The following is a 21186-nucleotide window of genomic DNA, read 5'->3' on the forward strand; positions in this document are numbered from 1 at the left end:
TTCATAAGCCTTGTTTCATAAACCGTGTTTCATAACTCGCGTTTCATGGTTTGCCCGGTCGTATTGGTGCGTTCATCGGCATCGGTTACAGCGTAGCTGGCAGCGATGGACGCGGCGGGGCAGGCGCGCTCGGTAATGGCGCGGTGATGAGAAATATGCTTGGTATTCAAATCGAACGGGATCACAGTTTATCTTTCTGAGCGCAATCAACTGCTTGATTATAAACGAATATTGCAAATGCCGAAACCCCGTGGCGGGCCAGGGCCTGTGCGCTATCATTCTGGTACGAACCAATCGCCCTTTATTGGCGTCCTGCGGATCATGTCCCGGCGCAGTCGCAGGGGGATCAGCGGCACAGGCGGTGAGACTTTACCGTTAGCACCCTGCTGGCAAATTTCCACTTTGAAGATGCGTCCATCCTCGTCTATTTAGTTAACTATAGAAGATTACCTGCAGAGGGAATGCACGATGAAGAAGGATTTTTCACAGGGTGTGTCGCTGCCTTTTCAGCGACCTGAAACGCTAAAGGCACAGGCACCATCAACGCAGCTGGAAAAAAGGGTGATGCGCCTTATTCTCAGGCTGCTGGGCGATCCCGCCATTAACGTCACCTTGTGGGACGGCGAATCAGTGCAGCCTGGCCAGCAGCGGCCAGGTCGGGTGCTGCCGGGTATGGTGCTGAAAGAACGCGCGGCACTGTGGCGGATGCTGGTCAATCCCGCGCTGCATTTTGGTGATGACTATGCGAGTGGACGCATTGAGGTGGAGGGCGGTCTTGTGGCCTTTCTGGAGCAGATCTACGCGGCGTTGGACCGGCGGCAAAAAAAATTCGGACATATTCTCATGCTGGCGAACCGCTACCGGCTGCTGCGCGGCAATCCCATCGATCGCGCGAAACACAATATTCATCATCACTACGATATCGGCAATGAGTTTTATCGTCTGTGGCTGGATGAGGAAATGGCCTACACCTGCGCTTACTTCGCGCCCGGCGTCACCACGCTAGAGGCCGCGCAATTGGCGAAGATGGAACATGTGTGTCGAAAGCTGCGCCTCAGACCGGGCGAGACCGTCATCGAGGCCGGTTGTGGCTGGGGTTCGCTGGCGCGTTATATGGCCAGGCACTATGGCGTGAAGGTGCGCGCCTTTAATATCTCACACGAACAGATTGTCTATGCAAAGGAGCGTGCCCGGGCGGACGGGCTGGATGGCCAGGTGGAATACATCGAAGATGACTATCGAAATATTCGCGGCAGCTGTGATGCCTTTGTCTCGGTCGGCATGCTCGAACATGTGGGAGTGAAAGATTATAGTGAGCTTGGGTCGATCATTGATCGTACCCTGGCGCCGAATGGTCGTGGCCTGATTCACAGCATCGGCCAGAATCAACCGATACCGATCAACGCCTGGGTGCAACAGCGTATCTTTCCCGGCGGCTATACGCCGACCCTGCGGCAGATGATGAACATCCTCGAGCCCTTCGATTTCTCGGTGCTGGATGTGGAAAACCTGCGCCCGCATTATGCGCAGACACTGGCGCACTGGCTGCAACGTTTTGATGCGCGCCAGGATGAGGTACGGGCGATGTATGGTGACAGTTTTATCCGGGCCTGGCGTCTTTATCTCAGCGGATCGTTGACCAACTTTTCCGCTGGCTATCTGCAACTCTATCAGCTGCTGTTTACCCGGGCGCAGAACAACACGCTGCCGATGACCCGTGACGATCTGTATCACTGAAATATTCATCTCGGGTTTCGCCGTGAAGGGGCAAGATGAAAAACTATGATGCCATCATTGTCGGCGGTGGCCCTGCCGGATCGAGTTGTGCCTGGGCGCTGCGACGTGCCGGGTGGGATGTGCTGGTCATGGACAAGAGCCCGTTTCCTCGCGACAAGGTCTGCGCCGGCTGGATTACGCCCGAGGTGGTGCAGTTGCTGGAACTGGATCTGGAGGACTACCGACGGCGGCATACACTGCAAGCGTTTAGCTCCTTTCGCACAGGCCTGCTGGGCTCAGCCCTGATCAATACCGATTATGGGCACACCGTGAGCTATGGCATTCTGCGCCGCGAGTTTGACGATTACCTGTTGCGCCGCAGCGCGGCCAATACCCGGCCTGGGGAGGCCATGACCAGTGTGGATTTTCGGCACGGCAACTGGCGGATCAATGAACAACTACAGACCCCACTCCTGATCGGCGCCGGCGGGCACTTCTGTCCTGTGGCGCGGCGACTCAATCCGAAGGCCGACGATGATCAGCAGATCGTCACCGCCCAAGAAATGGAGATCGCAATGGATTCTGCCCAGCAGGCCCAATGTCGGGTTCGGGCCGATACGCCCGAACTCTATTTTCTGCCGATGCTGGACGGTTATGGCTGGTGTGTGCGCAAGGGTGACTCCCTCAATATCGGCCTTGGCCGAACCGAAAATCGGCACCTCGCCAAACACGTCGCAGAGTTTTATGCCTTTCTCATCCAACAGAACAAAGTGCCCGCCGCGCTGCCGGGGCGTTTTCGTGGCCACGCCTATCGTTTGTCCTCCCAGCGTGGGCAACGGCGCCTGGTGGGTGACGGCGTGATGCTGATTGGCGATGCGGCGGGGCTGGCGTATCCGCAAAGCGGGGAGGGGATTTATACCGCGATCAAGTCAGGTCTGTTGGCGGCCGCCACCGCCGTAGAGGCCAATAACGACTATCGCCTCGCGAGGCTGAACAATTACACCTTCCGCCTGGATCAGTTTTTTGATGATAAATCTGTGCTGCCCAGCCTTACCTTTCCCAAAGCGATACGCGGTATTGCGGCGCAACTGCTATTAAAAAATCACTATTTTGCGCGCCACATATTGCTCGACAAATGGTTTTTGCATCAGGCGGCCAATCGGTCGCTGAGAGCCAGGCAACAGGCCTGATATTTTTCAAAGCGCCAGAAGTAGTCAGTGAATGCGTTAGCGGCGACATCCACACGATCAGGTGAAGAGCCATTAAAATAACAACACCGTTTGCAGTGAGTGTTTTGAAAGAATAGCGATAGTTGTTGTGGAGTACTGTGATGAGCTTATCGACCGAAGAACTGGTCACCGCGCGTGAAGTGGCCAGGGCCATTCTGGAAGAGCTGGAACTCGATGCCTATCTTTTTGAGATTGAACCGCAAAATGCACATTACGCGCTATTGGTTGAATGCGCCTGTGCAACGGATGGCGGCTGGGCATTGGTGTCATTAACCCTGCCAAAAGACAAGGTGCTGGAAGGCTTTGATGACCCGCATGTCCGACAACAACTGTTTGCATACTGGAACAAGAAACTCTCGGCCTGTAAACGTAAAACCGCCCTGGAATAATCGTCAAGCGTGTCGTCTGCACGCGGTCTCGATGCATCGTTATGCAACCGTAGCCGCCGACAGTGGAATCGAACGGAAACAGTGTCGGACTATCACATCAAAGGACTCTGCTGGATGCCGGTGCACAACGAAGACATTGCGAAGATATTTGAGGAAATGGCGGATTTGCTGGAGATAGAGGATGCCAACCCGTTTCGGGTGCGTGCCTATCGTAATGCCGCTCGTACGGTGCGCGGGCTGGGGCAGGAACTGCGTGAGATGCTGGACAGTGGAGAAGATCTGACCCGCTTGCCGGGCATCGGCAGGGATCTGGCCGGCAAGATTGACGAGATTCTGAGTACCGGCCATGCCCGTGCCCTGGACACTCTACATCGTGAGGTGCCGGCGAGCCTCGAGGGTCTGCTCGCTATCCCGGGGCTGGGACCCAAACGCGTCAAGGCGCTGTATCAGAACCTGCACATCAGTAACCCCCAGCAACTGGCAGACGCCGCGCGCCACGGACGTCTGCAAAAGCTACCTGGTTTTGGCGCCAAAATAGAGCAGCAGATTCTGGATGCCATCGCCGCGCATCGCAGCACCGAGAAACGCTTTCTTTATCATGTCGCGCAGCAGTATGCCGAACCTTTGCTGGCCTATCTAAAAGTTGTTCCCGGTGTTAAGCAAGTTGTGCTGGCAGGCAGTTATCGTCGTGCCAAGGAAACGGTGGGGGATCTGGATATCCTGGTGACGGCCGAAAGCGACAGTCCGGTGATGAGCCGGTTTGCCGAATACGATGAGGTACAGGAGATCGCGGCAAAGGGCACCACTCGCGCCAGTGTCTTTTTGCGCTGCGGCCTGCAGGTCGATCTGCGGGTGGTTGACGAAAAAAGCTTCGGTGCCGCCTTGCATTACTTTACCGGCAGCAAGGCCCACAACATCCAGATCCGTCGCATGGGTCAGCAACGCGGTATCAAGCTCAACGAGTACGGTGTGTTTAACCTCAAACAGGGAGACCGTATCAATGGCGATACCGAGGCCTCCGTATTCAAGGCGGTGGGATTGCCCTTTATTCCCCCTGAACTGCGTCAGGGCCAGGGTGAAATAGAGGCCGCGCAGGCAGGGCTTTTGCCCCGGCTGATTGGCGTGGATGATTTGCAGGGTGATCTGCACGTGCACAGCAAGGACTCTGATGGTAATGCCAGCATCGAAGAGATGGCGTTGGCGGCGAAGCAGCGCGGCCTGAAATATATCGCGATTACCGATCACTCCGCATCGTTAACGGTCGCCCATGGCCTGGATGAAAAGCGTCTTGCCAGGCAGATTGAAACCATTGATAGCCTCAATAAACGTATTGACGGCATAACCATTCTGAAAGGCAGTGAGGTGGATATCCTGGAAGATGGCCGGCTGGATTTTTCAGACGAGATTCTTTCACGGCTGGATCTGGTCATCGGCGCGGTGCACAGTCACTTTCACCTGTCCCGCAATCAGCAGACCTCGCGGATTCTGCGCGCCATGGAATCAAAATATTTCACCATCCTGGCGCACCCCAGTGCCAGACTGCTTGAGGAGCGTGAGGCAATGGATGTGGATATGCCAAGGATTATCAAGGCGGCGCAGCAGCGGGGCTGTTTTATTGAACTGAATAGCCAGCCCCGGCGTTTGGACCTGATCGATCGCTATTGTCGGTTAGCCAAACAGGAGGGTGTGTTGATCAGCATCAATAGCGATGGTCATAACCCCGGCAATTTTGACCATTTAGCGGGCGGGATTAACCAGGCACGACGGGGTTGGTTGGAAAAAGGCGATGTCCTCAATACGCGTTCACTGCCCAGGTTACGGAAGTTGCTGAAAGCGACAATGGGTTGAAAGCGGGCGATGAAAGCAGGACCCAAATAAGCTATTTACAATACTGTTTCAGTGCATGTAAGGCCGTATAACGAACGGATATTTTTCAACTAGAATTAATCGTAATAAGGACAGGGAAATAATGGGTGATGTCATGGAGTATGGAGAGAAGATCATTCAGCAGGTCTGGGAGCATGGCAGGGCGGTGTCAGACCAGGATTCGAATGAATGGCGGCAGGATCAATGCGGTGCCTGGATTCGGCGTGGGCATTATGGTCACGAAAATTCCGAATTTGGCTGGCAGATCCACAGTATCTTACCGGGTGAGACGGGGGCAGAACATCTGCGCCCTTTCCATTACCAGAATACCTTCAATGTTTCCAACGGCCAGACACACTGCCATATAACGGCCGACCGGATTGCCGTCAATCCTACGGCACATATCGACCAGCTATCTAATAAGCCGGTCTAGACCGGGGCATAAACTGCTGGCATCGACACCCGGAGCGATTTTCGACAGCTTCAGGTCGGTAGTCATGTGCCATACTGATAATATCCTGAATCCGTGGTTTAAACGTGGCTGCAGGGTGCAAGCTTTTGGTTTCATAAAGGTTTCACAGGGGGTTCAAAAAATCTTAGCTTCACCCATAGGTTAAGCGGGCATTTTTTGATCCGCTGTGGAATCAAGAGCTTGTGCCAGGCGCCGCGGTTAAGCCACGGATTCAGGATTATGTTAACACCAGTGGAGAGGAAGCCATGACGGGATCAAACAGGACAACAGATTTTACCAGACAAGGTAGGCATGACCGACTTATTCGTGAACTGGATCATGATCCCTATCATTCCAAAAGAAAGATTAAGGAGCCGGCCGTTTGTCCGGACTGTAGCGCCATATACACCAAGGGTCGATGGTCCTGGGGCGAGGCCGAGCCCGGTCCCCATGAACACCAACACCTGTGTCCGGCCTGTCAGCGCATTCATGACAGAGTACCGGCGGCATATCTGACCTTGCGGGGGGATTTTCTCGATGCCCATCGGGATGAAATCATGAATCTTGTGCATAACTATGAGCAACGGGAAAAGGCGGAGCATCCGCTGAAACGAATCATGAATGTGGAACAGAAGGAGAATGAAACAGAGATCACCTTTACGGATGCCCATCTGGCACGCGGTATTGGTGAGGCGATTCATCACGCCTATGAAGGGGATATCGATTATCAGTACACCCCGGAAGACATTATGTTACGTGTGTCCTGGGAACGTTAATCGTTGACGGTGAATAACCCTCGGTGTGGTGGATTGGGGTGGTTGTGTGTCTTTCATTGGCCTATACGCCCGCCAAAAACTCACAGGAAGAGAGTCTTGTATTCTTTACAGATTGATAAATACAGATTGATAAATCAAGGTTGATAAATCAAGGTTGATAAATCAAGGTTGATAAATCCAGGTTGATAAATCCAGGTTGTCTGCAAATGTAAGGGAGAGCGTACTGATGTCTGATATGACGAATATTCGAGAAGAAAAACTTCCATGGAACAGTAAACTCGCCTTCCTGCGAGGCTTCCTTCAACACCCGGAACAGGTGGGTTCCGTAATACCCAGTTCCCGATTTCTGGAACAACGAATTGTTGATGTTGCATCAATCGCCAGTGCGAAGACCGTGGTTGAACTTGGTCCGGGTACCGGTGGCACCACGCAGGCCATTCTCGATGCGTTACAGGATGATGCCAAATTCCTTGCCCTGGAACTGAATTCAGCATTTGTATCACTGTTAGACGCCAATCCTGATCGGCGTCTCATTGTCCACCACGGTAGTGCAGAGAACATTGAACACATCCTGGCGCTGTACGATATTCCGCGCCCGGATGTGGTGGTCTCCGGCATCCCTTTTTCCACGATGCCGAGCCGTCAGGCGCACCGTATCCTCCAGAGTATCTGGTCATGCCTGACACCGGGCGGACATTTTGTTGCCTATCAGTTTCGGGGCCGAGTGGCTGATCTGGGGCGTGAGCTGTTCGGAAGTCCGGAAGTGAAAGTGGAATTGCTGAATGTTCCCCCAGTCAGGCTGTACAAATGGCGAAAACCGGGTCCGGATGCCTGACTGCATTCTGCAGGTGGTGTGCAGGCAGGGTTCCGGTATGCCTACCTATCCGGCGTATTTTTAACGCTGTATTTTCACTTGAATCGCATGATCTAGTGGGCGATAGTCTGTGTTCGCAAGGCGGGGCAGCTCCGCAAAGTAGTAGCCATCACCGATGGGTTTCTGACGACACGTCACTACCTGACGTTCACTGTAATTTCACTTGTTAAACGATTTGTACTATGAAAAAAATTAAGGTCTTGTTTGTTTGCATGGGCAATATATGCCGTTCACCCACAGCAGAGGGCGTTTTTGCCGCACAGGTCAAAGGTAAAAATCTGGAGCATCTCATTGAGGTAGATTCGGCAGGCACGCATGCCTATCACATTGGTCAGGGACCGGATGAGCGTTCCAGAAGTGCGGCGTTAAAACGGGGCATCGACTTGTCTGAATTGCGGGCCCGACGTGCTGTCGCAGCGGACTTTGACTATTTTGATTATGTGTTGGCGATGGACCGGGATAACTATCAAAGGCTGGAGGCGATTTGTCCGCCGGCTTCCAGGTACAAGCTGCATCTGTTTATGAGTTTTGCCCCCAACCTTGAGCATGAAGAGGTACCGGACCCGTATTATGGCGGACCGATGGGCTTTGAGCGCGTGCTGGATATGATCGAGCACGCGGCCGAGGGGCTCTTGCAGGAGATTCAATTGCGGCATCTGGATAGCCCGGGTTAGTGAGCCAATAAAAAAAGCCCCAGCCAGAGATCCCTGGCTGGGGCTTTTTTGTGCTCGTGGTTCTTGGTTGCTAACTCTCGTCCGATGGCTTATCAGTTTTTTCCATCGGACGTGGTGCTATCGGCGTATCGAGCAGCGGTAGTTGCGAAGTCTCCGATGACGCCGGCGGCGGGGTGCGATGTTCCCGCTCGACTGCCGATGGCGCACTGGCTGGAGTCTGTGGGCGACTTTGTACCGGTGCCGCAATGACCTCAGCGACAGGCTTTGCTGGCGGAGTGGGGGCCGCCGGTTTTTCCTGTGCCGGGGCCGTCTCGGCCACGCTGGGTGTCGGCCTCGTTTCCATCGGCTTTGTTTCCATCGGTTTCGATTCCACGGCCGCCGGTGCCGGTTTGGCTGCCTCGGGGATGCTTGCTGCAACCGCCTTTGTGGGGGCAGGCTCCGTCGGTGGTTTTTTCGCTACCTTTTCTGGTGCTGGTGCTGGTGCTGTGGCTTTTGCAGCAGTTGCCTCGGCACCTGCTTCCACCGGGGTGTGTGCCGGTTGTGCGGGCGCGTTGTCAACTTGTGCCGTGGCCTGATCCGCCGGCGGCGCCTTTTTTACAACGGCTTTGGGCGTATGTGGTGCAACGGCGGCACGGTCCTTCTTCGGTTTCTCGTCCGTCGTGTTGTCGCTTACCGGTGCGCTGTTGCCGGATGGTCGGGTATCGTCCGAACTAGTGATTGCGGCACTGGTTGCAACACTGGTTACAGCACTGGTTTCGGTACGGGTTGAAGTATCGGTTTCGCCCTGTGACTCAGTGGTCGTGGCGCCGCCCTCTGCATTTTGACCACGGCCTTCATCACGACGACGACGTCGTCCGCCGCGACGACCACGGCGCGAGCTGCTTTTCTGACCTTCGCCACGCTCTTTATCCTGACCTTCAGTGGCCTGTTCGCTCGCCCGAGGTTCTCTGGGCTCTTTAGGTTCTCTTGGTTCCCTCGGCTCTCTGGGCGTTCTGTCGACGGCCTCCTTGGTCTCGGGTCGGGTGCTGGCAGCCTTTGGCGCTTCGCGTTTTGCCTGACCACCTTCTTGCTTGCCGCGGCCTTCACCACGAGCTTCGCCGCGACCTTCACCACGGGTATCGCTACGGCCACCACGACGGCTGGTGGCCGTACGGCCGCCAGCCGTGGTGCTGGTCCGTGTACGGTTTTGCGCAGGACGTTCACTGGTCTCTTTTTTCGTGCCGGTTTTAGGCGCAGGCGCTTCGGCGGCTTTTTCGCCACCGATTAGGCTGCTCCAGATGCGTTTGATCAGTCCGCTTTGTACGGCGGTTGTTTTGCCTGGCGTTGCCTGTGGCACCGGTGCGACGGGAATCACACCTTTGACGGCCGGTACTTCGGTCGTCACTTTGGGTCTGTCGTCCAGCGACTCCGACACTTCTTCGCGTTCCACGGCCATGGTGTAGCTGATCTGTGCATCGGCATCAGGTGGCAGATCAGAGGCGCGCTCACGGACAATCTCGTAGTGCGGCGTGTCAAAGCTTGGATTTGGAATCAATACAACCTTGACGGCCTGGCGGTTCTCGATATCGCTAATCGCCTGGCGTTTTTCATTGAGCAGGAAGGTGGCCACATTCACGGGCACTTGCGCCACGATGCGTGCCGTCTGTTCCTTCATGGCATCTTCCTCGATGATACGAAGAATGGACAGCGCCAGGGACTCTGTGCCGCGGATCGTGCCGTGACCTTCACAGCGAGGACAAATGATCTGTACCGACTCACCCAGCGAGGGGCGCAGCCGTTGGCGTGACATCTCCAGCAGACCAAAGCGTGAAATGCGGCCCACCTGTACACGGGCGCGATCCATTTTCAGCGCTTCGCGCAGCGTATTTTCGACATCGCGCTGGTTGCGTGCGGCCGACATATCGATGAAATCGATCACCACCAGGCCACCGAGATCGCGCAATCGCAGCTGTCGTGCAACCTCTTCCGCAGCCTCTTTATTGGTATTGAGCGCCGTGTCTTCGATATCAGTACCCTTGGTGGAGCGGGAGGAGTTGATGTCGATGGAAATCAGCGCTTCGGTGTGATCGATAACAATGGCGCCACCCGATGGCAGGCGGACCTCACGCTTGAAGGCGGTTTCGATCTGGGATTCAATCTGGTAACGCGTGAACAATGGCACACTATCATCATAGTATTTGATCTTGCCCAGATTATGCGGCATCACCAGCTGCATAAATTCGAGGGCCTTATCATACGTGGCCTTGTCATCGATGAGGATTTCACTGATGTCTTTACGCAGGTTGTCGCGAATGGCGCGAATGATGACGTCGCTTTCCTGATAAACCAGAAAGGGGGCCTTGCCATCCTGCGAGGCCTTATCGATGGCGTCCCACAGCTGCAGCAGGTAATCAAGATCCCACTGTAGTTCTTCAGGATTCTTGCCCATGCCGGCCGTGCGCACGATCAGGCCCATATCTTCGGGCACGGTCAGTGCGGCCAGGGCGTCGCGAATCTCATTGCGCTCATCACCGACGATACGGCGGGAAACACCACCGGCACGCGGGTTATTCGGCATCAAGACGAGGTAACGGCCGGCCAGACTGATGAAGGTCGTCAGCGCGGCACCTTTGTTGCCACGCTCCTCTTTCTCAATCTGGACGATGATCTCCTGGCCTTCTTTCAAAAGCTGTTTGATATTGGCGCGGCCACCACTGGCATCCGCCTTGGGGTCGAAATAGGATCGGGAGATCTCTTTTAAGGGAAGGAAGCCGTGGCGGTCAGAACCGTAATCGACAAAGGCGGCTTCGAGGCTGGGCTCCAGGCGGGTGATGCGTGCCTTATAGATGTTGGCCTTTTTTTGTTCGCGGCCGGCAGTTTCGATATCCAGATCATACAGTCGCTGTCCATCGACCATGGCGACTCGCAACTCTTCTGGCTGAGTTGCATTAAACAACATTCTCTTCATTTTATTTGTCCATGCGCTCGACCATTGCTCCCCTGTGGCTGCGGGCACAAGGTAACATTAGTGATAACTATTCAGCCGTTCGCTGACGTGCCGGGTTGAAAGTAGTGGCGGCGTCGCGAGCTTGGTTGTACAGCTATCTGTCAGCTCATCATGAACACAATGGGAACATGGGAGCGCACTCTATTTGGTAAAAAACACCCGTCATGACACGGATGTCGAAAATTTAGTTACGTTCTCTGTCACTCCGACGAAGGGTAAAAATGTCGGAAAATGGACGTAGAATCAATACTATCCCGCAAAAAGCTAGTCGAATATAACAGCCTTCGCCCATAGCATCAATCTCGGCGTGATTTGGTATCATAGCGCGATGACCCAAATTGACCCCAAAATCGCGCTTGTCGAGGGCGAAACCCCTGAATCCGGCCTGAAGGCCTGTTTTATTGACATCGATGAAGACCGTGCCGGTCAAAGAATAGACAATTTTCTGCTGGCCAGCCTCAAGGGCGTGCCGAAAAGCCGCATCTATCGCATCCTGCGCAAGGGGGAGGTGCGGGTGAACAAGGGACGCATCAAGGCCAGTTACCGCCTGCAGGAGGGTGATACGGTGCGTATTCCGCCGATTCGCCAGGCCGAGGCCGAGGCCCCGGTCGCCCCGGGGACGCGCGTGCTGGAACGTATCGAGGCCAGTATCCTGGCCGAAGAAAAGGGTTTTCTGGTGTTGAACAAGCCGTCCGGTATCGCCGTCCACGGGGGTAGTGGGCTGAATTACGGGATCATCGAGGCCCTGCGTGCGTTGCGGCCCGATGCGCCGTATCTTGAGCTGGTCCATCGCCTGGACCGTGAAACCTCGGGCTGCCTGCTGATTGCCACGCGGCGCAGCGTCTTGCGTGAGCTGCACCGTCTATTGCGCGAAAAATCGCAGGGGAAATCACAGGCGGTGGGCATGGATAAACGTTATCTGGCCCTGCTGAAAGGGCGCTGGCAGGGCGGCGAACGCAAGGTTAATAAACCGCTGTTGAAAAACACCCTGCGCTCGGGCGAGCGGGTGGTGACGGTGGATCCCGAGGGCAAGGAGGCCGTGAGTCTGTTTCGCCCGGTGACCCGTTATGCCGATGCTACGCTGGTGGAGGTCAGTTTGCTGACGGGGCGTACCCACCAGATCCGTGTGCATGCGGCCGCCATTGGCCATCCCATTGCGGGTGATGAAAAATACGGCGATGAGGCCTTTAATCGCCAGATGAAGGCCATAGGCTTGCGGCGCCTGTTTTTGCACGCGCATTCGCTCGGGTTTCGCCTCGAGGACCACGAACCGGCCTATCTTTTTTCTGTGCCATTAGATGCGGAGCTGGAGTCTGTACTGGAACATCTGGAGGTGCTGGGCACATGATGTTGACCAAATGGCAGGTATGGCAGGTATTGATGCAGTTATTAGGAACAGGAACAGAAAGAGGAATTGTGAACCCATAATGCAGAAACGTTTTGAATTGTTGGTGTTTGACTGGGACGGCACCCTGATGGATTCCGAGGCCCACATCGTGACCAGTATGCAGCGCGCCATGGCGGATGCCCGGCTACCGGAAATGGCGCGTGAAAAGATTCGCGACATCATCGGCCTGGGGCTGCGGGAGGCGATTCACCGCCTGCTGCCCGATGAGCCGGAGCAGCTACACCTGGCCCTAGTCGATCGATATCGTTACCACTTTTTTGCGGATGACCCCTGCGAACCTTTTGCAGGCGCTGCCTGTGTATTGCAACAGCTGCATGAGCAGGGCTATCTGATGGCGGTCGCCACGGGCAAGGGGCGCCGAGGCCTGGACCGGGTCTTACAAAGTACCGGATTTGGTGAATATTTCATTACCACACGCTGTGCCGATGAGACCTGTTCTAAACCCAACCCGCAGATGTTGCAGGAGATCATGGAGGTCACCGGCGTGGACATCGACCAGACCTTAATGATTGGTGATACCGAATATGATCTGGAGATGGCCAATGCGGCTCGCACGGCCAGTCTGGGCGTCGATTACGGCGTGCATTCCAGGGATCGACTGTTGGCCTGTGGCCCCTTGGCCTGTCTGTCGGCGATCACGGAATTACCGGCATGGTTGGCGGCGCAGTCTCTGCCGCTCAAAAATACCACCGAAAAATATGGCTGAATCAGGCGGAGTCCTTCACACTGGCGGATACACTCTGTGCTTAAATTATTAAGACGCATTTCGAACACGCCTCAATAAAGCGACAACGTAAAACAAAAGCGATAACGTAAAACAGAAAGCCGGATAACACGGGATAACCAACGCTAAACCAAGGCCTAACTACGGGCAAAAAGGGTACAACATGTCAGATAACGATAAATCAGCGGATACCGGCAGACAGGCTGCGGCTGAAAACGTGGCGCCGGGAAGCAGCGACAAGGATGTGTGGACCTCCGGGAAAAAGGTGGAATCCAGCCCGTCGCAAAACGCAGAAAATCCGCACTCGCCAGCCGATGCCCGGAGTGGGAGCTGGGAGAAGGACACCTTGAACCGGCTGGCCTTTGCCGCCATTAACGAGCAGCGCCGTGCACGACGCTGGAGCATCTTTTTCAAGTCCCTGTTTTTCATCTATCTGTTCGTGATCTTTTTTTACATCCCCAGCGACTGGAATAAGGGCACGCTCAAATCGGCAAAACATACCGCCCTGGTGGATCTGGAAGGCGTGATTGCGGCAAACACACAGGCCAGTGCCGATAATCTGGTCGGTGCCCTGCGCGCCGCGTTTAAGGACAAAAAAACCGCGGCGGTATTGTTACGTATCAACAGCCCTGGTGGTAGCCCGGTGCAATCGGGCTACGTCTATGACGAAATCATCCGGCTACGGGAACAGTACCCCGACACCAAACTCTACGCCGTGGTAACGGATATATGCGCCTCGGGCGGTTACTATATTGCGGCGGCGGCGGATGAGATTTATGCGGATAAGGCCAGTATCGTGGGCTCCATTGGTGTATTGATGGATGGCTTTGGTTTTGAAGAGGCGATCAAAAAGCTCGGGGTGGAACGTCGCCTGATGACCGCCGGTAAACACAAGGGCGTGCTGGACCCATTCTCACCGTTGAAAAAGGATGAGGTGGCACATGTGCAGAGCCTGTTGGATACGGTGCATCGTCAGTTCATTGAGTCGGTGAAGGCGGGGCGCGGCGAGCGTCTTTCTGATTCACCACAAATCTTTACCGGTCTGTTCTGGAACGGAGAAGAGAGCGTCAAACTCGGCCTGGTGGATGGTCTCGGTAGCGCCAGTTATGTGGCGCGTGAAATTATCGGCGAAGAAAACATCGTCGACTTCACGGCAAGGCCGAACTATCTGGATCGGTTTGCTGATCGCATTGGCGTTACCATGGCGAATGTCATATCCAACAACATTGGCCTGCAGAATAATACCAGCCCAATGCGTTAGCGCCAGCATTATTCCTTATACGAAATACGAAAAAAGTGTTGAGGGGCCATGTCGAAAAAACATCCTATTATTGCAGTCACGGGGGCCTCTGGGGCGGGTACGACGGTTGTTAAGCGTGCATTTGAATATATCTTTCTGCGTGAAAAATTAACGGTGGCCTTTGTCGCCGGCGAATGTTTTCGTCGCTATGACCGGGAAGAGATGCAGTCTGTGCTGGAACAGAAACAGGCCGCGGGTGAGGTGCTAAGTCCGTATGGGCCAGAGGTAAATCGGTTTGATTTACTGGAGTCCCTGTTTGAGTCATACGCAAGCACCGGCTCGGGGCAATATCGTCGCTATGTCAGTTGTGAGGCCAGTGCCGGCTCAGGTGTGCCGGAGGGATGTTTCTCTGAGATGGAGGAACTGCCAAAAGACACAGACCTGTTGTTCTATGAAGGGCTGCATGGTGGTGTGGTTGCCGATAAATGGAGTCGGCGTAGCATGAGCGCCTCACATAATCCGCAGGTCATCAATGAACGCCGTAATGTGGAATATAACAAAGGGGTTGATGTTGCCCAGTATGTGGATTTGTTGCTGGGTGTCGTGCCGGTGGTGAATCTTGAATGGATGCAGAAAATAATCCATGACAAACACACCAGAGGCTATTCAAGCGAGGCAACCTCGAGACACATTATCGAAAGGATGCAGGACTACATCCACTTTATCGTGCCCCAGTTTTCGGTGACGGATATCAATTTTCAGCGTGTGCCGATTGTTGATACGTCGAATCCATTTATCGCCACGGAAATTCCGGAAGCACACGAATGTCTGGTGGTGATCCGTTTTCGGGATCCGCGCCGTTACGATTTTCCTGAATTGCTCAAACGGATTGATGGCGCCTATATGTCGCGCCCGAACAGCATGGTGATTTCAGGTAGCCAGATGAAACAGGCCCTGGATGTGATTTGTACGCCACTGATACAGGAATTGGTCTTCAATCAGTCGCGCTAACCTGCGATATCCGCACGGGAGGAGAGCACGTCCACATCTTCGGCGGCCAAGCAGCGGATCAACTCAATGAGTGGCAGCCCAACCAATGCATTGGGATCGTCACCCTGCAGCCGCTCAAATAAACTGATACCCAGACCCTCGGACTTGAAGCTGCCGGCGCAGTCATAGGGTTTTTCCTGGTGCAGATAATACTGAATCTGCGACTCGCTTAATGCGCGGAACACGACGGAAAAGGGCACCAGTCTAACCTGCGCCTGTTGGGTGCGGGTATTGAGTAGACATAAACCGGTCAGGAAGCTTACCTTGCGCCCGCTGGCATGGCGCAATTGCTGCGTGGCGGCCTCGTGGTTGCCCGGTTTTCCAAGGATCTTGCCATCCAGCACGGCGACCTGATCCGAACCGATAATGAGGGCGTCGGGGTACTGTGGAGCCACCGCCCGCGCCTTGGCCTCGGCCAGGCGTGTCACCAGTGCCTCGGGGGTTTCCCCGGCCAGGGCGGTTTCATCGGTCTGCGGCGCCGCCGTTTCAAAGTCCAGGCCGAGGCGCTCGAGCAGGGTTTTACGGTAGGGTGAGGTGGACGCGAGTACGAGAGTCATCATGATGTTTTGTATATTTGTTATGGGCTAGGAGGCTGTTTACAGGCGATACGCGCGGCATCAACGGTCAGTCGTGACGCTGAATCCGACATCTATTCTACCGGATAGTCTACCGAGATAGTCTATCGGGATTATGCGCCGTTGACCCGCGTGGATTACGGTGAGACTGGCAGGGGTCGGGAAGGGGACTGTCGGAAAGTGCGCTGCCGAAAGGGTTGTCTCAGGGCTTGTGAAAAGGGCCTGTGAAAACACCTTAATCGATCAATGCAATGCTCTGGGAGTCGGCCGGTTTTGCCATCGAGACAGGTGGTAAGGTGGGCGGGGACGCCAGCATGGCCGCTTCGTTGGCGGGTGTGTCGTCAGGTATGAGTCCGGTGAACCAGCCGCGTGATTCGCCCTTGTCGAGGAATTGCCGCGCCGAACCATCACCATTGGCCGCCGCCTGTTGCAACCACATCAGGCCCCTGGCCCGATCCAGGCCCGTGCCGCTGAGCAGGCGCAGACCCAGTAAATACTGGCCGGTGACATTATTGTTGCGGGCCGCCTTCTGATACCAGACCTCGGCCAGGCTGACACTTTTGGGTGTGCCCCAGCCATTCTCGTACGAAAGCCCAACAAATACCTGGGCATCGGCGTGTCCCTGGGTTGCGAGGGTCGACCAGAGTGAAAATGACGCGATGTAATCCCCCCGGTTGAAGGCCTGCTGGCCCTCCTGCAGGGCGTCCAGTTCCTCCGCTACGGCCTGTAATGGCAGCCATAGGGCCAGTGTCAGCAGGAGCAGGGCGATAGGGTGGCAGGGTTTGAACGGCGTGTCTTGCATGGTCAGAAAATCCTCTCTCTCCGGTTACTATCGTCCGCTGTGGATGCCGCTGAAGGCTATTTTTTATACAATTTTGTGGTGATCGGGACACCATCAATGATATAAAAACGCCCCCTCTAAAGAATCACACAATGAATCAATAAGTAAGGATTTATAGCTTGAGTCATATCGAGACATTACGCGATATCATGGCCGCCCTGCGCCACTCGGAACGGCCCTGCGCCAGGCCAATCGAAAATCCGAATGCCGCTTTGCGCAGATGGAGGCCATAGCGCAACAAATAGCGCAACAACAGGGTATCAGTATTGCCGGGCAGGATCTCAATGCCTGGGAGGCCTTGTGGTGTCGTGTCAAAGCCGAGGAACCGGCCTGAGAGCCGGTGAAACACCGAAGCATTCAGTTCCGTATTTAATCATTTCGTAAAGTAGACGTCGGTTTTATGCATAAAATTCTGCAACAGCTACCCGCGGCCATCAATGCCTGCATGAGCTGCGATCAGCACTCGTTTCATCAGTCGTTGCGGCGTGTGCTGCAGGCCGCGAAGTTACAGGCCGATAAACCGTCGGCGTCGAATACGGCAGAGGCTGTCGAGAAGCAGCTGGCACTGTTGACCAGCAGCATTGAGGCCTCCCAGTCCCGCAGCCAGCAGCGCAGGAACAGTATCCCACCGCTCAATTTTCCCGACACATTGCCGGTCTCCCAGCGGCGCGAGGAAATTGCCGAGGCCATCGAACATCATCAGGTAGTGATTGTGGCCGGAGAGACCGGCTCCGGAAAAACCACGCAGCTGCCGAAGATCTGCCTGCAGCTGGGCCGTGGCACCAAGGGGTTTATCGGTCATACACAGCCACGGCGGATTGCCGCGCGCAGTGTGGCGGCGCGCATTGCCGAGGAGCTCAATACCCCGCTCGGTGAGGCGGTCGGTTTTAAGGTGCGGTTTTCCGATCATACGCAGGCCTCGTCACTCATCAAGCTGATGACGGATGGCATGTTGCTGGCGGAACTGCAAACGGATCGCTATCTCGCCCAGTACGACACCCTGATTGTTGATGAAGCCCATGAGCGCAGCCTGAACATCGATTTCCTGCTGGGTTATCTGAAACAGCTGCTGCCAAAGCGCCCCGACTTAAAGGTGATCATCACATCGGCCACCATTGATACCGAACGGTTTTCAAAACACTTTGATAATGCGCCGGTGATCACGGTTTCCGGTCGCAGTTACCCGGTGGAGATTCGTTATCAGCCCGCCGAGGATGACGAGGCCGATTTAAACCAGCGGATAACCGCCGCCATTGATGAGCTGGTGCAGCACGACAATAGCCAGCAACTCAGGGGTGATGTTCTGGTGTTTCTCAGCGGCGAAAGAGAGATCCGGGAACTCGCCGAGGCACTGAGAAAACATCATCCTGCGCACACGGATATCCTGCCCCTGTACTCCCGGCAGAGCGCCAATGAACAGAATCGGGTGTTTAAACAGACCGGCCGACGACGCATTATCCTGGCGACCAATGTCGCCGAGACCTCATTAACCGTGCCCGGCATTCGCTATGTCGTTGACCCGGGAACCGCGCGCATCAGTCGCTACAGCTATCGAAGCAAGGTACAGCGCTTGCCGGTGGAGCCCATTGCACAGTCCAGTGCGAATCAGCGGGCCGGGCGCTGCGGCCGCCTGAGCGATGGCATTTGCATCCGCCTCTATTCCGAGACGGATTTCAAGACACGCCCGGAATTTACACAGCCCGAGATTCAACGCACCAATCTGGCCGCCGTCATATTGCAGATGCGTCAGTTGCGGCTGGGTGATCCGGATCAATATCCCTTTATCGATCCACCGGACTCCCGATTCATTAATGACGGATTCAGGCTGTTGCTGGAACTCGGCGCCATTGATGAAAAACGCAAACTGACGCAGATCGGAAATCAGCTGGCCCGCTTGCCCATTGACCCGCGACTGGGGCGCATGGTGCTGGCGGCGGAAGAGCTGAATTGTCTCAACGAGGTATTACTGGTGGTTAGCGCCTTGAGTGTGCAGGATCCGCGAGAGCGCCCCGTTGACAAGCAGCAAAAGGCCGATGAACAACACAAACAGTTTCTCGATGAGAGCTCGGATTTTGTTGCGCTATTGAATCTGTGGGAAAACTACGCGGATCGCAACAAACATCTGACGCAAAATAAGTTGAGGCAATACTGTAAACAGCACTTTCTGTCTTATACACGTCTGCGTGACTGGTCGGAAACCTATCTGCAATTGCGTAGCCTGGTAAAGGGCATGGGGCTGAAGATCAATACCACGCCAGCGGCCTATCCGGCGATACATCAGTCGCTGCTGTCGGGACTGCTGGGTAATATCGGTGTGAAGCGTGAACCGGATGACAGCCAGCCCTCGGAAAAACGCAAAAACATTGCCCGTTATCTCGGGGCCAGAAATACGGAATTCCTGCTATTTCCGGGCTCAGGTCTGGCAAAAAAGTCGCCGACCTGGGTGATGTCCGCGGAGCTGGTTGAGACCAGCCGACTGTTTGCACGGCACAATGCCCGTATCGAACCGGAATGGATAGAGTCCACTGCCCAGCATCTGGTGAAACGCAACTACAGTGAGCCGCACTGGAGTGAAAAGCAGGGTTCGGTGAAGGCCTATGAAACCGTTAGCCTTTATGGGCTGATATTACAGGCACGGCGTAGCGTGCATTACGGGCCGATAAATCCACCGGTGTCGAGGGAGCTGTTTATTCGCGAGGCCCTGGTGCAGGGAAACTATCGTACCCAGGCCGCCTTTTTTGCACATAATCAGGCGCTGTTTAATGAGGCGCGCCAGTTGGAATCAAAAACACGGCGCCCCGATGTGTTGGTCGATGATGAAACCCTGTTTCGATTTTTTGACCGACACATTCCCGCTACGGTATTTAGCCATGCGTCTTTTGAGAAGTGGCGGAAAAAGATCGAGCGCAAAAGCCCGGATATTCTCAGGCTATCCCGCGAGGATGTGTTCTCCGCTGGGGGTGCCTCGCCCAATGCGGATTATCCCGGGGAAATCCGGGTCAACAATGCGCCGTTTAAACTGCGCTACTGCTTTAGTCCCGGTGAAGAGGACGATGGGGTGACCGTCGTGATCCCGCTCGGCGCGCTGAACCAGCTGGATGAAAACGCCTTTGCCTGGCTGGTGCCGGGATTTATCGCCGAGAAAGTAACGGCCCTGTTGAAAGGTCTGCCGAAAAGTGTTCGCAAGCAGCTCGTGCCCATACCCGAGTTTAGTGAACGTGTCGTCCACAAGCTGCAGGATGATTTCAAGCGTGTTGACTGTGCCGAGCGTGACGACCTTATTGGCAGGCTGTCTCAGCTGATCAAGGCCGAAAAGCAGATCCCGCTGAAAGCCAGTGACTGGCGTCCTGAGCTGTTGCCGGAGCATTTACGCATGCGTTTTTCGGTGCTCGATCACAACGGGAAAGAATTGGGAGCAGGGCGCTCGCTAAAGGACTTGCAGCGGCGTTTCTCTGCACGGGCCGCCGGTGAAATCAAACAGCTGGCGGTTGATGTGAAATGGCCCGAGTCGGGAGTGACTGACTGGCAATTTGGTGATCTCCCGGAGTCCGTCGAAGTTGATCGCGGTGGACATCGCTACTTGCTGTTTCCTGCAGTAGTGGATAAGCAGGATTCGGTCGGGGTTGAGCTGATGGATTCCCTGCAACGGGCGCAGGATGCGCAGCGTGCAGGTTTGCGCCGCTTGGTGACACTGTGTCATGCGAAGGAGGTGAAATATGTCATGCGCAACCTGCCAGCCATTGATTCGATGTGTCTGATCTATTCTACACTGGGTTCATGTGAGGATCTGAAACAGGGGCTGCTCAACCTGATTCTGACGCGCAGTTTTTTTTCCGAAATGCCGGAACATTCGGTACGCACCGAGCAACAGTTTCTCGATTGCCTGAAACGTGGCAAGCCATTGATGTCGGAGACAAAGCAGCTTTGCCAGATGGTGGCGGATATTCTGGCCGCCTATCAGACGGTTATTCAACGCTTCAAACAACAGGCCGGCACATTTCCCGTCCATTCCAGAGATGATGTGCGCGAGCAGTTGGCTGGCCTGATGCCCACCGATTTTTTACACACGGTGCCTGTTGAATGGCTGCAGCATCTGCCCCGTTATCTACAGGCCCTGGATGCGCGCCTGCAGAAACTGTCTGCCGCGCCGGCAGGCGATGCGGAGAAGCTGGCACAGATCCGGCCGCTGGCCGAGGCCTATCTGCGGCTTTGCGGTCAAGCCAATGCGGTTTCCTTTCAGGCCGAATTATCCCGATTGAAATGGATGCTTGAGGAGTTTCGGGTATCACTGTTTGCGCAGCCCCTGAAGACCTCGATGCCGATCTCCGCCAGGCGCATCGAAAAACAAATTGCGATCTGCAGTTGAGATGCCTCAAGTTGAGGCGCA

17 protein-coding genes are annotated in these 21186 nt (G+C 55.1%); 13 read left to right on the forward strand and 4 right to left on the reverse strand.

Annotated features, from left to right (window positions below; genetic code table 11):
- Positions 1-29 precede the first annotated feature (29 nt).
- A complete protein-coding gene (locus RRB22_01895; GenBank protein MDT8383145.1) occupies positions 30-185 on the reverse strand; it encodes a hypothetical protein in 156 nt (51 codons plus the stop codon).
- A gap of 283 nt (positions 186-468) precedes the next feature.
- On the opposite strand from RRB22_01895, the gene RRB22_01900 reads away from it, so the two are divergent.
- The 8 genes from RRB22_01900 (at position 469) to RRB22_01935 (ending at position 7975) form a co-directional block, all read left to right on the forward strand.
- The gene (locus tag RRB22_01900) at positions 469-1737 is read left to right on the forward strand and encodes a cyclopropane-fatty-acyl-phospholipid synthase family protein (protein MDT8383146.1); all 1269 of its coding nucleotides are present in this window, start codon (positions 469-471) and stop codon (positions 1735-1737) included.
- 35 nt (positions 1738-1772) lie between these two features.
- Positions 1773-2906 carry an NAD(P)/FAD-dependent oxidoreductase gene (locus RRB22_01905; protein MDT8383147.1) on the forward strand — a complete coding sequence of 378 codons (1134 nt, stop codon included), beginning with the start codon at positions 1773-1775 and terminating at the stop codon, positions 2904-2906.
- A 140-nt stretch (positions 2907-3046) separates the two neighbouring features.
- Entirely contained in the window at positions 3047-3334 is a 288-nt protein-coding gene (locus RRB22_01910; protein ID MDT8383148.1) for a hypothetical protein, read from the forward strand.
- Between the two features lie 114 nt (positions 3335-3448).
- Positions 3449-5182 carry a DNA polymerase/3'-5' exonuclease PolX gene (polX, locus tag RRB22_01915; GenBank protein MDT8383149.1) on the forward strand — a complete coding sequence of 578 codons (1734 nt, stop codon included), beginning with the start codon at positions 3449-3451 and terminating at the stop codon, positions 5180-5182.
- 121 nt (positions 5183-5303) lie between these two features.
- Complete coding sequence (locus RRB22_01920; GenBank protein ID MDT8383150.1) at positions 5304-5633, forward strand: hypothetical protein; 330 nt, start codon at positions 5304-5306, stop codon at positions 5631-5633.
- Between the two features lie 284 nt (positions 5634-5917).
- Positions 5918-6427, forward strand: a complete 510-nt coding sequence (locus RRB22_01925) for a BCAM0308 family protein (protein ID MDT8383151.1) — start codon at positions 5918-5920, stop codon at positions 6425-6427.
- Between the two features lie 226 nt (positions 6428-6653).
- Entirely contained in the window at positions 6654-7262 is a 609-nt protein-coding gene (locus tag RRB22_01930) for a methyltransferase domain-containing protein (protein ID MDT8383152.1), read from the forward strand.
- A gap of 221 nt (positions 7263-7483) precedes the next feature.
- Positions 7484-7975 (forward strand): low molecular weight protein-tyrosine-phosphatase, encoded by a 492-nt coding sequence (locus RRB22_01935; protein MDT8383153.1) that lies wholly within the window; start codon positions 7484-7486, stop codon positions 7973-7975.
- A 70-nt stretch (positions 7976-8045) separates the two neighbouring features.
- Here the strand turns inward: RRB22_01935 and RRB22_01940 are convergent, their stop codons facing one another.
- The gene (locus RRB22_01940; protein MDT8383154.1) at positions 8046-10922 is read right to left on the reverse strand and encodes an Rne/Rng family ribonuclease; all 2877 of its coding nucleotides are present in this window, start codon (positions 10920-10922) and stop codon (positions 8046-8048) included.
- Positions 10923-11289: 367 nt separating this feature from the next.
- Here RRB22_01940 and rluC point away from each other — a divergent pair, with 367 nt between their 5' ends.
- The 4 genes from rluC to RRB22_01960 all read left to right on the forward strand — a co-directional run bounded on the left by rluC (position 11290) and on the right by RRB22_01960 (position 15344).
- On the forward strand, positions 11290-12309 hold the full coding sequence (rluC, locus tag RRB22_01945) for a 23S rRNA pseudouridine(955/2504/2580) synthase RluC (protein ID MDT8383155.1): 1020 nt from the start codon (positions 11290-11292) through the stop codon (positions 12307-12309).
- A gap of 79 nt (positions 12310-12388) precedes the next feature.
- On the forward strand, positions 12389-13075 hold the full coding sequence (locus tag RRB22_01950) for an HAD-IA family hydrolase (GenBank protein ID MDT8383156.1): 687 nt from the start codon (positions 12389-12391) through the stop codon (positions 13073-13075).
- 181 nt (positions 13076-13256) lie between these two features.
- Positions 13257-14354 (forward strand): S49 family peptidase, encoded by a 1098-nt coding sequence (locus tag RRB22_01955; GenBank protein ID MDT8383157.1) that lies wholly within the window; start codon positions 13257-13259, stop codon positions 14352-14354.
- 48 nt (positions 14355-14402) lie between these two features.
- On the forward strand, positions 14403-15344 hold the full coding sequence (locus tag RRB22_01960) for a phosphoribulokinase (protein MDT8383158.1): 942 nt from the start codon (positions 14403-14405) through the stop codon (positions 15342-15344).
- Here RRB22_01960 and RRB22_01965 read toward each other — a convergent pair.
- Both RRB22_01965 and RRB22_01970 read right to left on the reverse strand, forming a co-directional pair.
- Complete coding sequence (locus RRB22_01965) at positions 15341-15943, reverse strand: nucleoside triphosphate pyrophosphatase (protein ID MDT8383159.1); 603 nt, start codon at positions 15941-15943, stop codon at positions 15341-15343. The two genes, RRB22_01960 and RRB22_01965, sit on opposite strands and share 4 nt — an antisense overlap.
- A 250-nt stretch (positions 15944-16193) precedes the next feature.
- A complete protein-coding gene (locus RRB22_01970; protein MDT8383160.1) occupies positions 16194-16760 on the reverse strand; it encodes a tetratricopeptide repeat protein in 567 nt (188 codons plus the stop codon).
- Positions 16761-17199: 439 nt separating this feature from the next.
- Between RRB22_01970 and hrpA the strand changes: the two genes are divergently transcribed.
- Positions 17200-21165 carry an ATP-dependent RNA helicase HrpA gene (gene hrpA / locus RRB22_01975; protein ID MDT8383161.1) on the forward strand — a complete coding sequence of 1322 codons (3966 nt, stop codon included), beginning with the start codon at positions 17200-17202 and terminating at the stop codon, positions 21163-21165.
- Positions 21166-21186: the final 21 nt, after the last annotated feature.

This window comes from Gammaproteobacteria bacterium (genome assembly GCA_032250735.1).
Classification (GTDB): domain Bacteria; phylum Pseudomonadota; class Gammaproteobacteria; order SZUA-152; family SZUA-152; genus SZUA-152.

Bases quoted from the DNA above. Each gene is read 5' to 3' on its own strand.
- RRB22_01900 (MDT8383146.1), top strand. From the start codon at position 469: ATGAAGAAGGATTTTTCACAGGGTGTGTCGCTGCCTTTTCAGCGACCT.
- RRB22_01905 (MDT8383147.1), top strand. From the start codon at position 1,773: ATGAAAAACTATGATGCCATCATTGTCGGCGGTGGCCCTGCCGGATCG.
- RRB22_01910 (MDT8383148.1), top strand. From the start codon at position 3,047: ATGAGCTTATCGACCGAAGAACTGGTCACCGCGCGTGAAGTGGCCAGG.
- polX (MDT8383149.1), top strand. From the start codon at position 3,449: ATGCCGGTGCACAACGAAGACATTGCGAAGATATTTGAGGAAATGGCG.
- RRB22_01920 (MDT8383150.1), top strand. From the start codon at position 5,304: ATGGGTGATGTCATGGAGTATGGAGAGAAGATCATTCAGCAGGTCTGG.
- RRB22_01925 (MDT8383151.1), top strand. From the start codon at position 5,918: ATGACGGGATCAAACAGGACAACAGATTTTACCAGACAAGGTAGGCAT.
- RRB22_01930 (MDT8383152.1), top strand. From the start codon at position 6,654: ATGTCTGATATGACGAATATTCGAGAAGAAAAACTTCCATGGAACAGT.
- RRB22_01935 (MDT8383153.1), top strand. From the start codon at position 7,484: ATGAAAAAAATTAAGGTCTTGTTTGTTTGCATGGGCAATATATGCCGT.
- RRB22_01940 (MDT8383154.1), bottom strand. From the start codon at position 10,922: ATGAAGAGAATGTTGTTTAATGCAACTCAGCCAGAAGAGTTGCGAGTC.
- rluC (MDT8383155.1), top strand. From the start codon at position 11,290: ATGACCCAAATTGACCCCAAAATCGCGCTTGTCGAGGGCGAAACCCCT.
- RRB22_01950 (MDT8383156.1), top strand. From the start codon at position 12,389: ATGCAGAAACGTTTTGAATTGTTGGTGTTTGACTGGGACGGCACCCTG.
- RRB22_01955 (MDT8383157.1), top strand. From the start codon at position 13,257: ATGTCAGATAACGATAAATCAGCGGATACCGGCAGACAGGCTGCGGCT.
- RRB22_01960 (MDT8383158.1), top strand. From the start codon at position 14,403: ATGTCGAAAAAACATCCTATTATTGCAGTCACGGGGGCCTCTGGGGCG.
- RRB22_01965 (MDT8383159.1), bottom strand. From the start codon at position 15,943: ATGATGACTCTCGTACTCGCGTCCACCTCACCCTACCGTAAAACCCTG.
- RRB22_01970 (MDT8383160.1), bottom strand. From the start codon at position 16,760: ATGCAAGACACGCCGTTCAAACCCTGCCACCCTATCGCCCTGCTCCTG.
- hrpA (MDT8383161.1), top strand. From the start codon at position 17,200: ATGCATAAAATTCTGCAACAGCTACCCGCGGCCATCAATGCCTGCATG.